The sequence below is a fragment of the Fangia hongkongensis FSC776 = DSM 21703 genome (genome assembly GCF_000379445.1).
GTDB classification, from domain to species: domain Bacteria; phylum Pseudomonadota; class Gammaproteobacteria; order Francisellales; family Francisellaceae; genus Fangia; species Fangia hongkongensis.
In genome coordinates, this window is record NZ_KB902262.1 from 80,906 (window position 1) to 94,264 (window position 13,359).

General features: G+C 38.4%; 8 protein-coding genes. All 8 read left to right on the forward strand.

Translation table 11 applies throughout. The features are described from left to right. Positions 1-251 precede the first annotated feature (251 nt). The 8 genes from A37Q_RS0108745 (at position 252) to A37Q_RS0108780 (ending at position 13,242) form a co-directional block, all read left to right on the forward strand. Positions 252-917 (forward strand): hypothetical protein, encoded by a 666-nt coding sequence (locus tag A37Q_RS0108745; RefSeq protein WP_018299899.1) that lies wholly within the window; start codon positions 252-254, stop codon positions 915-917. Beyond that, complete coding sequence (locus A37Q_RS0108750; RefSeq protein WP_018299900.1) at positions 917-1,771, forward strand: RHS repeat-associated core domain-containing protein; 855 nt, start codon at positions 917-919, stop codon at positions 1,769-1,771. Before A37Q_RS0108745 ends, A37Q_RS0108750 begins: the two co-directional genes overlap by 1 nt. Positions 1,772-2,117: 346 nt before the next feature. Next, complete coding sequence (locus A37Q_RS0108755; protein ID WP_026196607.1) at positions 2,118-4,913, forward strand: hypothetical protein; 2,796 nt, start codon at positions 2,118-2,120, stop codon at positions 4,911-4,913. Positions 4,914-4,926: 13 nt separating this feature from the next. Continuing rightward, positions 4,927-6,513 (forward strand): RHS repeat domain-containing protein, encoded by a 1,587-nt coding sequence (locus tag A37Q_RS0108760; RefSeq protein WP_018299902.1) that lies wholly within the window; start codon positions 4,927-4,929, stop codon positions 6,511-6,513. A gap of 120 nt (positions 6,514-6,633) precedes the next feature. Next, positions 6,634-8,322 (forward strand): RHS repeat domain-containing protein, encoded by a 1,689-nt coding sequence (locus A37Q_RS0108765; RefSeq protein WP_018299903.1) that lies wholly within the window; start codon positions 6,634-6,636, stop codon positions 8,320-8,322. A 108-nt stretch (positions 8,323-8,430) separates the two neighbouring features. Beyond that, the gene (locus tag A37Q_RS0108770; protein ID WP_018299904.1) at positions 8,431-10,023 is read left to right on the forward strand and encodes an RHS repeat domain-containing protein; all 1,593 of its coding nucleotides are present in this window, start codon (positions 8,431-8,433) and stop codon (positions 10,021-10,023) included. A 55-nt stretch (positions 10,024-10,078) separates the two neighbouring features. Further along, entirely contained in the window at positions 10,079-11,668 is a 1,590-nt protein-coding gene (locus tag A37Q_RS0108775; RefSeq protein WP_018299905.1) for an RHS repeat domain-containing protein, read from the forward strand. 38 nt (positions 11,669-11,706) lie between these two features. Next, positions 11,707-13,242, forward strand: a complete 1,536-nt coding sequence (locus A37Q_RS0108780) for an RHS repeat domain-containing protein (protein ID WP_169710273.1) — start codon at positions 11,707-11,709, stop codon at positions 13,240-13,242. Positions 13,243-13,359: the final 117 nt, after the last annotated feature.

The window sequence follows — 13,359 nt, forward strand, 5'->3', positions numbered from 1 at the left end:
CCGCAAACCATTTTACCCTATTTCTGCCATTGAATTTCTTGTTCTTTTGAGTCATCAGATATTGCTAATAGTCCGAGCTATTACCTGCAACCCAATGACTCAAAACTATCAAAAACTGCTTCAACATTAAACACCGCAAAATGATTCGCGAGTGGTATATGATTTTTTTGATTTAAATATTTGATTAACTTTGTGGCTAGGCTGGAGTGGTATTTATTACATGAGATTTTAATGCTAGGGGTAAATTTACTATGGATACTACAGATCAGTTATTGCGATGCGTGTTCAAATGGGATACCGAATCTTGGCAAAAATGGATATATGTTATTTATGGCTGCTTGTGTCTAGTAGCTACAATGATTTCTTTAACCGATGCATCACAAAGAATAGAGAATTATTTATATGACTCAAATGGAAACTTATTAGGTGCTGTATATTCTGGAAACGTTGTTCTAAGGTTCAGCTATAATGCACTGAATAAGCTGAGCCGTTACAGCGATTTAATAAATGGGCACCAATACCAGTATGTGTATACTGGCAATGGTCAAAGAGCACAAAAAAGCAAACCTGCCGGCACGGATAGCGTCTATTTTTATTATGATCAAAAAGGTCAGTTGCTGAATGAACGGTTTTTTGCTGTACCGAGTCAGAGTTACTGGAGTGAGTATTTTTTCAAAGAGCGCACAATTCAAGAGGATAGCTTCCCAATAGAGAGTATTGTAGAGTTTCCTTTGCTTATTAGAAAAAATAGCGCGGCAACCGTGATAACATCAAAGGGTCTTAGTGATGAGATAGGCAGATTTTTAGATGACTATGGTATGCAAAGTAATGAAAAAAGTTGTTTGATCAAATATTGCCTACCAGGAGAAAGCATTTATGGACTGATTCAATTAATAGAGATGATAAGATCTCTTTAATGGAGTTTATTTATAAGCCTTTTATTTATGGTGGCGGCTATTATGATAGGGAGTCGGGCTTAAATTTCCAACAAGCACGCTACTATGATGCAAACATACAACGATTTATATCACAAGATTCAAAGAATTTAATTAATCGCTATCATTATGCTAATGCCAATCCGGTGATGAATTATGACCCAAGTGGACATAATGCAGTGAGTGTGATTAAAAAAGCCATTCATAGTGATACTGGCATTTTGACACTTAATTTAATTGGGCTTACGGGGTCAATTGCGTTAGGGGCTGGGGGAATATTTCTAATAGAAGATAAAGTGGGCGTGAATTTTATCTCACTTGGAATTAACAGTGCAATTGGTCTACAATCAGGTATTGTCGGGATGGGGAAGTATATTCAGTTTAATAATGAATCGAGTGAGAAAAAAAGTGAATCTAAAGAGATTGCCTTTGGCTCAGGCATTATTGCAACCAGCTCTGTATTGCTATCAGTTTTTGCGCTAGCGGGGAAAAGTGCAATGAGTTCAAAAATTACATTGTTTACCAATGAGGGTGAGGAGAGAAGTGAAAGGAGTATTTTAGATGTAGGCACTTCGGAGTTTAGAGGGCTGGGAAGAGGTTCAGCTTCTATTGGCAATGTGACAGAGCCAGTGGGAGAAGAGAGAGTAACAGACATATCAGCGCTGCCATTTCAGGAAGCGAGTTTGCCCCATTTAAATTCTCCGCAAATAAGGGAAGTTTATTTCAGTGGACGGCAAGAGCTAAAGGACGGGCAAATATTTTCGTCACGCTCAAGTGGACCGATAGTTCAAAGCGAAGCGAATCAAAAAGGCTGTTTCGGATGTATCATCTTATAGTGTGCTGATCTAGTGTATGGTGTCAGTCTGTAGTCAAAAAATCATATGATTTAATCATTTATATTGCTTAGCACAATAATAAAGGGTGCTATTCCAATTGTAATTAATTCTATGTTTTCCATCAAAAATGTCTATAAATTCGTTTAAATAGTAACGTTTGGTTACTTTTTCCATTTTTGATAATGAGATTGTAAATGTGAGATTCTCCTCAAAATAAAATCTTTTATTTAAAACAATTGATTTATTTCTGTGGCGCGATATGATGAGGGTGACTTAAGTGTGTGGAGCACTTTTAAAAAGTTAAAGTTAATGTGTTTGATATAAGAAAATAATGGGTGTACTTAATATGGGAAATTTTACAAGAAAACCGATTATCACACTTTGCTCAGCGCTTTTTATGTATGGTGCATTACAGGCAGGTGGAATAGACGCTGGGGGGGATTCTAGCGCTTTTCAAAAGGTGATTGCTAAAAGCGAAGCAAGTGTTAAAGAGGCTGCAAATAAAACAGCTGAAAAGTCCGTTACAAAATCAAATGGATCTATCGATTCTCAACAGCAAAAACTTTCTGTTTCTATGTTGGGTGATAGCGCTGATAGCACAGCGGCGGCTTCAAATAATACAGAAGCAGCCAAAAAGTTTGCTTTTGGAGAGATTTCAGTTGCTTTACCAAGTGGAGCGATAACCGCATCTGTTAAAACACCTAGTTTTTCAGCAATGATGGATTTAACGCTAAGCTTTAGCTCTGGGCTTTACCAATCACAAAAAGCAACGAATGAAGGCTCAAGTGCGTTTGGCTTGCCTTATGGACTTTTTATTAAGGGTTTACCGTATATTCACTCTGTAGTGAACAACAATAAAAACTATTTACTGCTTTTTTGGGGAGGAGCAGATTATTACATTAGCACGGATTATCAAAGTGAGGTTAGCTGTGATAGTGAGGGCGATAACTGCACTTCTAACTATCAAAGTGGCTTGAAATATCAAACATCGAAACTGTATCACTTTGCCACTACTCTCGGTATGATTACTATTCACCGTGAAGATGGTACAACAGCCAACTTTAATTACTCATATGTATTAAGTTACGCTAATGGTGCAACCTATTATTTTAATGATCAGGGGCTTTGCACCATTATGACTGATCGTTACTTTCAAAATGATACTGAGGATAATTCAAAGCATATTATTCAAATTGATTATGTCTATAGTGATCGCGGTGCAATGGATAATTTGCTCAGTAAAATTACCGATGCTGATGGTACGGTATTAAACTTTAAGAATGTTGGGAACTATTTAAGTGAAATTGATTATCCTAAAAATGCATCAGCAGAGGGTGAGGTGTTTAAGTTTGATGTGATAAATGGTTCACTTTTAGGGATATCCTCGCGTTTAGATGACAGCTACGATATCGGGTTTTATTTTGTTTATGATACCAATGGTCTGATCAAAAACATTGAGCAGGTGCTATATGACAAAGGTGGCTTTAATATTTCACGTCATTATGTAGATAATGAGTTTAGCTACTATAAGGCGACAGATGATAACAATGCCTATAAGATCACAGCGGTAGATAAAACGATCTATGGTGGTGATGGTTCAGTTGTTGGTCATGATCAAGAGTCTTATGGCTATACGGTGATGAGCAAGCCTTCATACCAGTTTGGTTCGGATGTTGCGCTTGATAATGCCAGTAGTTATGACTATAACCATGCGACAACGATAGTGAGTCAGTGTATTGGAATTAACTGTGATTTGAAAATTACCCATAACTATAATCAAATGGGGCTTGAGCTATTAACGCAAACCGCTGAAAATGTTGATGGCACAAAATATCGCAAGATTTCAGATACTTACTATCAATACTCAGGCATTGATGATAGTGATCCGTATGACAATGCCAAGCTTGCAGCGAACTATAATCAACCTATTCGCACTATTAGTATTGGCTATAATAATGATGAGCTACCTGTTTCGATTGCAAAACAGGAAGTCAGTTACAATGATTATGGCTCACCTTTGGTGCAATTAGCATATCCGGCAACACTTTATACTCAGACGACAGAGTCGACACAAGGTGTTGAGCAAAAGCACTTTATAAAGAGATCAAAAAATGTAAAAGCGCAAAATCTTGGTGCCAGTCAAGTTATTATGATGCCAAGCTATCCAAATGGCATTGATCCTGTGAGCAAGGTAACCTATGGCTATGATTCACGGTATCAAGAAACTATTTTAACCGATTCGCTTGACTGTGGGGTGGGGGTGAATCATACCGATTGCACAAAAGCGCGTGAGACGATACAAACGAATATTCTTACTGAAGATGGCAGACATGTTGAAAAAGAGCAGACAACGCTTAAGAACTTGGCAACAGGTGAGTCTGCTGTTATGCCAGAGGTTAACTATGTATATGGTAGTGATACCGCACCTTGTCTATCTGGTGATAATTATTTCAATGCTGCTTTGGTGTGCAAGAAAACAGTCAGTGATAGTAGTGGCAAAAGCGTAACAAAAAGCTATGGCTATACACGCAATGATAAATCAGGTTATTTCCCAGAGATGGTGACTTCAGAGTATCGCTCGTATATTGATCCAACGGGGGCTACTACTGCTGCAGAGGTTGCAGGAGCATCACAGGAATCCCAAGGGGTGAGTGTGACAAAAACCACAGGGGGTTATGAAACAAATGTGGTTTCAACCTTTGCAGCAGTAACGGGCATGGACAAGCTCGGGACACAAAGCTTATCGAAAGTCACAAGTTATAATGTCTATGGTCTACCTTTAACTCAGAAAGATAAAGAAGGGAAAGTGGTGACACATAGCTATGATTTTAAAAATATGATTATGGCCTCTTATCTGTCACCAACTTCAAGTGTGAACGGTGATAACACAAGTCCAATTTTACAATCACGGAAGCAATATGATGGGCTCGGTAATGTAATTAGACAATATGCTGAAACTTCAGCAGGTAGTAATGGCGCGGATCCAACCTATATTGTGACGCAAACCAACTATTACGACTACAAAGAAGGCAAAGCGCTACTGGCAAAACAAACAGATGCCTTTGGGAACTATAGTACTTATCAATATGATGCCCAGCTTCGCCCAGTACTCAAGCAAGTTTATCAAGTTCAAGATGCATAAAGTGGGGAATATGATGAAATATAAAACAATCTCAAAGCTTATCTCTATAGCGCTTGTTTCAACGCCTGTGTTATCGATTGCTGATGGCTATGATTTAACAAGTAGCAATTCAACGAGTTATGATACGGTGTGCGATACAACTTATGGTTGCTACCAAAAAATACAAAGCTCAGATGATGTAACAAAATCCTCGACTTTAAGTTATATCATCTCTCAAGATCAAGATGGCAAAGCAATTAGCGCTTACAATGAAAACCGTATTGATGGCAAACTTATCAGCTCTGAAGTAACGAACTATACACCAAGCAATCGACTGCTTGGCAATGAAAGTTATTTTGGTGTTAGTAATCATCTGGTCGCTGATAAAAGCTATGATTATGATGTCTATGATCGCATCGAAAAAGAAACGCTCAAAAGCTACGATGATAACGAGGCGCTTTTTCAGACGAATTATCTAACCCATGAATATGATAATTGGAATATTGATAAAGAAATTCAAAAAACCTTAAGCTCAACGGTGGCAAACTCAGGCGCATATAAAAACTATCGCATTGCCTATGATGTCTTTGGGCGAGCGATATCCATGAGTTACTCGCTGAATGGAAAAACTTACAGTACATCCAGTCAATATGACGGTGCCGATAGAATGGTGAAAAGTACCGATTTTAATACCAATGCGACCACTAAGCTTTATGATGATAATGGACATTTGGTGCAAAGTGTTACAAATGGTGTGATCTCGAGCGCAAGTGGCACAACGCCAGATAATAAAACGATTAATTACAGCTATGATAATTACGCGAGGCTTAAAACCAGCGCGCTTGATGATAGTGTTTTGGGATACAGCTATAACGCAGTGGGTCTTCAAAGTGCTCAAAGTGTTGATAATAATATTGATGGCAGCAACGATAGTGCAGCACAAAATTTCACATATGATGACTATAACCGTTTGAAATCATACACAGATTATAACGGCATGTTATATAGTATTTTCTATAAGCCAGATAGTGAAATCGATCATGTTACAGTGAGCTCGGATGTGTTAAATGGCACGATGACACCGCTTAAATATGGCTATGATGATAGCGTTGGTTATTGGCTAAAGGGCAAGCGCTATCAGGTGACGATTGAAATGAGTACAGGTGGGCATACGCAAACAAAGATTGCCAATGTAGAATATTACTCGCCAAGTGATGCGGTTTATCCCATTGAAATTGGAATGAAAAAATCCATTAGCTATGTGGTGAAACAAGATGGTGTCAATGTCGCTGATTTGAAGGTTCAGACAGCTTATGATGACCAAGGGCGAATCACTGAGGAAGCTTATAGCTCGACAAGTGGAGATAATAATCTAAATAAAACAACGGATTATGTTTATGATCCGCTAAATCGTTTGGTGCAAAGTGTTACTATCTTTACAGGAACGATGGGGCTTAAAAAGCAAATCATCGATTATGTGTACAACATCAATGGCGATATTTTAAAACGCACAGAGGCAGATACCAATGAGGATGGCTCTGTAACGACAACTGTCAGTGATTATACCTACAACGAAATTGATCAGCTGTTAACAAAAACAGATACGGTCACTACCAGCTGATTAACTTGACCTTAGCGTTACATAGAGTGAGTTTGGTACTGTAACACTAAGGTTGAGTCAATAACTACTGTGTTACTGATGTGGGGTGAGTAATACAGATATAAATGGGGGATAAGTAAAATGGAAAAAAAGAGCCAGAAAATAAGCAGTTTTAAGGCAATAAAAAACAAACAAAGCATGATTTTTCAGCTTTGGTATAGCCTCAAAGTGAGGGTGAAAAAAGTGATTACGATAACACTTATGCTAGTAGTTAGTTTACAACAGCAAAGCTATGCAACATCGCTTTTAAATGTACAAAGTGCGCAGATGATTACTGTGTATAGCTTTAGCTATGATCAAAATGGTAATTTAGTAGCTGAAGCTCAAGATGGCACTTTGCTTAAGGGATATCAGTATAATGATTTGAACCAGCTTGAGTACTTTAGCGATGAAAAAAAGAGTAAAACCTACCTGTATCATTATTACTCAAATGGACAAAGATCACAAAAAGAAGATGTTTCTACTGGTAATATTATTCATTTTTACTATGGTCAAAAAGGTAAGCTATTAAATGAAGCATTGAGTTTTACAGGAGAAGAAACAAAAAGGAGTAGCTACTTTGCTGGCAATCGTTTTATTCGCAATATAAGCAATCAAAATGATAGCACACTGCAAACACCGCTGGCAATTCGCAAAAATAACCCACTGAGCGTTGATTTATCAGCAGGTGTTAGCACAAAAAAAAGTATTCATTTGGATGATTATGGTCTTCAAAGTGATGAAAATAGCCAAGTTAACCAGTCACTCCCAAGTGGGGACAAGCACCCAAGGATGGGTGCTTACGAGGAAGATGATTTCAATTTTAATCGGAATCCATTTATCTATGGCACGGGATATTATGACAGTGAATCTGGTTTAAACTTTCAAAGAGCGCGTTATTATAATCCCGCAACACAAAGCTTTATGGCGCAAGACTCTAAAGACTTGGTAAATCGTTATAATTATGCCGACAGTAATCCTGTCATGAACTATGATCCAAGTGGGCATAATGCGATAAGTGATGCTTTTCACAAAGGTATTTCTGTATTAGGTGGGAAAGGGGCAGTCTATGGCTTAAATAGTGCTGCGATGTTAACCAGTCTGCTTTCTGCGGGCTCTTTACTGTTACTACCTCCGAGCCCGCTTTCTTTTATGGTGGTAAGCGCTGAGATTATCTCATTTACTGCTGGTGGAAGTGCGGTGTTTGCACAAGCTGCAGCAGACTATAAGTTCTTTGATCATCAAACCTCTCAAAGATTACATGATGCTGCTGATATCATTGGGCTAATTGATTTACCTTTTTCTGTTGTTACAGGTGCTACAGGCATTGCAAATGAAGTGGCAAAAAGGGTGGGTCAGGTAGACGGCGTTGGTTTGTTCTCTAAGGCAAGTGAAAAATTGAAGATGTATAGCAAAACTCCCTTTGGATCAACTTGGGTTTGGCTTGAGACAGGTTACGGGAGATTTAAATATAAAGCTACGAGCTTATTTGGACCTTCTTTTGAAATTTATAACATTCGACAAACTGAAAAGGGTTTTAGCATGTTTATTGAAACGAAGCGTCTCTCTGTAGCAGATAAGTTAGCAGATGATGGTGAGAGAATATTTACAAATAGCAAGATTCAACGAGCTTTAGCCAAACAGCACCCAGAGACATCTATTGAAAATATACAACATGTCTATTCAACTTGGACGAAATTTGACGTCAGAGGACCATCTACAGAAAAATTAAAAGGGGTGAAATATGGTCAATCATACACCGTCGAGGTTGAGTATGAATTGAGTGTATAGAATACATTCAGTGGTGTTTTGAATTTATAAACGTCAAGAGAGTAATTTATTTTATAAAGTCTACAAAGAATAGGAAGTCTGTCATTAGCGTATTATGGTGAAAGAGTGATGAAAATAACATTGATTATAGTTTGCTTTTTAATAGAGGTTCTGCCAGTGATAGCTCGAGAAAGTGTAACACTATATCGATATGATCAAAATGGTAATTTAGAGGAGCTCTATCAAGATGGTGAGTGTATTGAGAGTTATCAATATAATGCACTGAATCAACTATCTCTAGTCTCACAGAATAGTGCCTTGCCTGCAGCTTATGCTTATCACTATTATCCAAATGGACAGAGATCTAATAAAGAGAACCTTTTAGAGAGAAGCGAAATTAACTTTTACTATGGGCAGAGAGGCAAGCTTATTAATGAGTCATTAATATCAAATGGGAGTGAAATAAAAAAGGCAACTTATTTTATGGGTAATCGTTTTATTACCAATGTTAACAATATCAATAATAGCGCTTTGCAAGTAGCACTAGCGGTTAGAGAAAATAACCCTATTAGCATTGAGCTGTCACAAGGGTTGAGTGATAAAGTGAGTGTTCAGCTGGATAGCTATGGTTTACAAAGTGATCAAAATGGCGCTCAATCTCAGTTAAATAATAAAGAAGTATTAATAAAATCAAGTTTTAATAATAATCCGTTTATCTATGGTGCGGGATATTATGACAGTGAGTCTGGTTTAAACTTTCAAAAAGCACGCTATTATGATCCAAGCGATGCGCGTTTTATCTCCCAAGATAATCGAAATTTAGTCAATCGTTATAGTTATGCAAATGCCAATCCTGTGATGAATTATGATCCAAGTGGACACAGTGCAGTCAGAACAATTGCTGCTTATACGATAGGAACAAATGATTTGCAAATGGGTCTAACTGCTGTCGGTATACTGACTACTCCTTTTCTTTCTGTTGCATACTATCAAGCATTTTCTTATGTGCTAATGGGGGGGATGTTAGCGGGTGGCGCTATTTCTTTGGTGCATATTGAAAAAGATAAAACGATGGATACGACGCAAGCTTTTGCTACCGCTGGGATAATGGCTCTATCGCTTGCCAGTATGTATGCCTTACATTATCGTTATAAGAATGGCTTTACTGATCCATTGATCGCGGAGGAGTCAGGTGTGTATCATGCTGTGCAAGATGCTGAATCAGAAGTGCTTGTTAGTGAGAACACTTTGCCTGCTTATCAAGAGGTTGGAAGAGGAGCTGAAGGGGTTGAATCTCCACCACCTTATATCGAGTCTGGATCTTCGAATGTTGTGGCTCCACCTGCCTATAGTGAGCCTAATGAGTCTAGCGTTGAATTTACACGTGAAATAGAAGATGGCATCATTACACAGTCAGCTCGAATTGAATCTGATGGTGGGAGAAAATGGTTTCGCATCGGTTATGCAACAAACACAGCCAAAGGTCGAAGCATTTTGAAATGGAAAACACGGCTGTTAAAACTTAGACTTTATTTTCTATCTGCCTCAATAGATGCAGAGGTGAGAAGCGCCATTCCAAAGCTAAACTATGATGCGCTTAAAAAAGTAGGCGAGTTTTATGAGTTAGATGAGCTTGTTGCACTTGATGGTACTGAGGCACACCCAGGTCGGGTGACCTTGGATGATGAGGTGAATAGGTTTCCTTTACGTACACCTGAGTAGCAGTTATTCAAAGTGATATTTCACTAAAAGTATTGGTTATAGTCTGGAGGTTATGATGCTTACAATAAAATGTCGGTATATAAAAAAATTTTATTTAGTTGTACTCAGTGAGCTTTTGTGCAGTACGGTTTCTATCGGAAGTACACATTATCAGTTTGATTATGATGTTGAGGGGAATATAACTCAAATCATAAAAAACAAAACTACTTATCAAAGCTATTACTATAATGCCTTGAATCAACTGGTCTCGGTGGTGAATCAGAAAGATCTGAATGTCTTTATATACTCATACGATTCAAAGGGGCAGCGTCATTTTAAAAAGGTATTATCTAATGGAGATAGCATCTATTTTTACTATGGTCAAAAAGGTAAGCTATTAAATGAAGTGTTGAGTCTTACAGGAGTAGAAACAAAAAGGAGCAGCTATTTTGCTGGCAATCGTTTTATCCGCAATATAAGCAATCAAAATGATAGCACACTGCAAACACCGCTGGCAATTCGCAAAAATAACCCACTGAGCGTTGATTTATCAGCGGGTGTCAGCACAAAAGAAAGTGTTCATTTAGATGATTATGGTTTTCAAAGTGATGAAAATAGTCAAGTTAACCAGTCACTCCCAAGTGGGGACAAGCACCCAAGGATGGGTGCTTACGAGGAAGATGATTTCAATTTTGATCGAAATCCATTTATCTACGGCACGGGCTATTATGACAGTGAATCTGGTTTAAACTTTCAAAGAGCGCGTTATTATAATCCAGCGACACAAAGCTTTATGGCACAAGATTCTAAAGATTTAGTCAATCGTTATAATTATGCCGACAGCAACCCTGTCATGAACTATGATCCAAGTGGGCATAATGCTTTATCTTTAGCTGTCCCTCTTGGTATTGCTGCTATAGGGGAGTTTGGGATTATGTCAACCATTTCAATCGCCAATCCGTTTACTGCTGTGGCAGCTGGCGTTATCATAGGTGGAGTCTCTGGAGGTGCCGCGGAAGCCTCTCAAGAGTATTTTAATCATGAGTCAGCCAATGCAACAAGAATAGTAGGCTTTACTTGGGTAGGGATGATTTTAGGTGGTGCTCAAGCAGCGAATTTGCAGTACGCTAAGGCGCTAGAGATAGAAAACTTCATATTTTCAAAGAATAAGCTAAAAGGCAATGCTATCGACGAATTTCCAACAGCAATTGGAGATAAAAATCCACTGATCGCATCTAGTCCAAGTAATAAAACCACAGCGGCTCTTGAACAAAATCCTGTAGTTGAAAGTGAGGGGGTTTTTACAATGGATGGAGAAGCTCATGTTCCTGTGTCTAAGAGTTTGTTAGATGCTGAAGCCGCTCCTGAAGTGGTCAAAGCTGAGAATGTTATCAATCATCCACCAGCACATTTTCCTCTGAATCATGGTACGACGCCTCCAAGGGGGGTAATAGATGAATCTCTCAAGGAATCCCTTACCGTAAAAACAACCGAGGTGAACAAGCTAACACAAGAGGAGATCAATGCTCTTCCGGCACAACGTCGACAATGTTTGGAAAATGCTAAGCGATTAGATAACCAAGTTGTAACTCGTGTGGAAAATAGCGCTCCAGATCAGATACCTCATCAAGAGGGTGAGTTCCAATTCGATGAGCTATTTGAGTAGAGATGAAGCAAGTTTACATACAGTTAGGTGTAAGGCCGATGATACAAAGAAACAATCAGCTAATAATATTATTCATGATGGTGATGGGGCTTTTGTGCAGCATTTCTCTGGGTGCCGCCAATACGCAGTATTACCGATATGATATGGCTGGCAACCTTACTCAAGTGGTGGAGGCAGACAAGGTGCTGCTTGTATATGAATATAACGCGCTTAATCAGCTGTTATATTTCAGAGGAGGAGATAACGAAACCTATCAGTATGGCTATTATAGTAATGGGCTACGCTTTCTTAAAAAAAATGTTAATGCCGATCATAAGCACATATTTTTTTATAAAATGAATGGAGGTGTATTACTGAATGAAAAGCAATATGCACAGCAGCAAAGTAAAGAAGATGTAAGCTATATCTTTCTGAATCGCTATGTACATAATGAGATAGAGCAAAATTCAATATTACAATTAGTGCTTTTTGTCAGGCATAATATCCCCTTGTCGGTTAGCTTTTTGCCAATGCAAGTTGCTCTGCAAACCAGACACATTACTGATTATGGTATGATTCAAAATAATAAGCAATCAAATGAGCGTAATATAACTGATACTGAACAGAGTAATCCATTTATTTTTGCAGGAGGGTATTTTGATCAAGAGTCTCACTTACTTTATTTGCAGTCTAGGTACTACTCCAATAAGATGGGCAGCTTTATCTCTCAAGATGCTAAAAATCTTCTAAATCGCTATCGTTATGCAAATAGTAATCCTGTGATGAATTATGATCCAAGCGGTCATAATGCCATTCAGGATGTTATCGGGACATCAGCACTTGTTTTAAGTCCAGTTATTGGTATGGCAATGAGTGTGCCATTGATTCGTGTTAGAAGCTCATTGGTAGCACTTACTCTTGGAGGAATAATCGGATCTGGAAGCAGTGTCGGTGGTTTTGCTGTTAATGACCTTGTTCATCAAAATACCATGGATAATCAAGAGATCAAGTATCTTTTATTGATAGGTGCCATAGGCGGTATGCTTGATGTGTCAATGTTGCGTTATGCAAAATCGCTAAAGTTGCGTATGCACTACAAGGAAATAAGTAAAGGGGCGGTAGTGGTGGAAGATGAGAGAATCTCTCGTCCTAATGTGGCTGAAACTCTGGGAAAAAAGAGAAAAAAAAGAATAGTCAAATTTAAGGAGGGGCTAGAAGACAGCGAATCATCACGCTTTGAGCGCGTTCTTGGCAATAAGGAAAGTTCTAAGGATGCTAATGAAGAGTTCATGGCTAAGCTGGATAAGAATTGGGAGGAGTTTTTAGGAAGAAAGGATTATGGTAAATATTGGTTGCTTGGTTTGGAGGACGGGAATACTAACCCTCTTGAAATAGAAAAGAAACTCAGTGGTGATGAATTACAATCTTCTATAAGGGGAGAGACTGTGCAAAGTGAAGAGGAAGTAGAAAGTGAGTTACTTGAGGCATATGAAGCACACACACAACAAATTCCACGAAGAGCAAAGCCATTCAATATTCCTGGTGCAGTTGATGGTATATCAGATGGTGATCTCATCGTTGGTAACCCTACTTGATATTGGGGATGTAAGTATGGAAAGAATAGAAAAAGGTGCTTAATGTGCTGAAAGTGCTCTCAAAATAGAGCTTTAGCTTATGTATGTTGGTGGCATAAAGGCTAGCTATAAGCGATA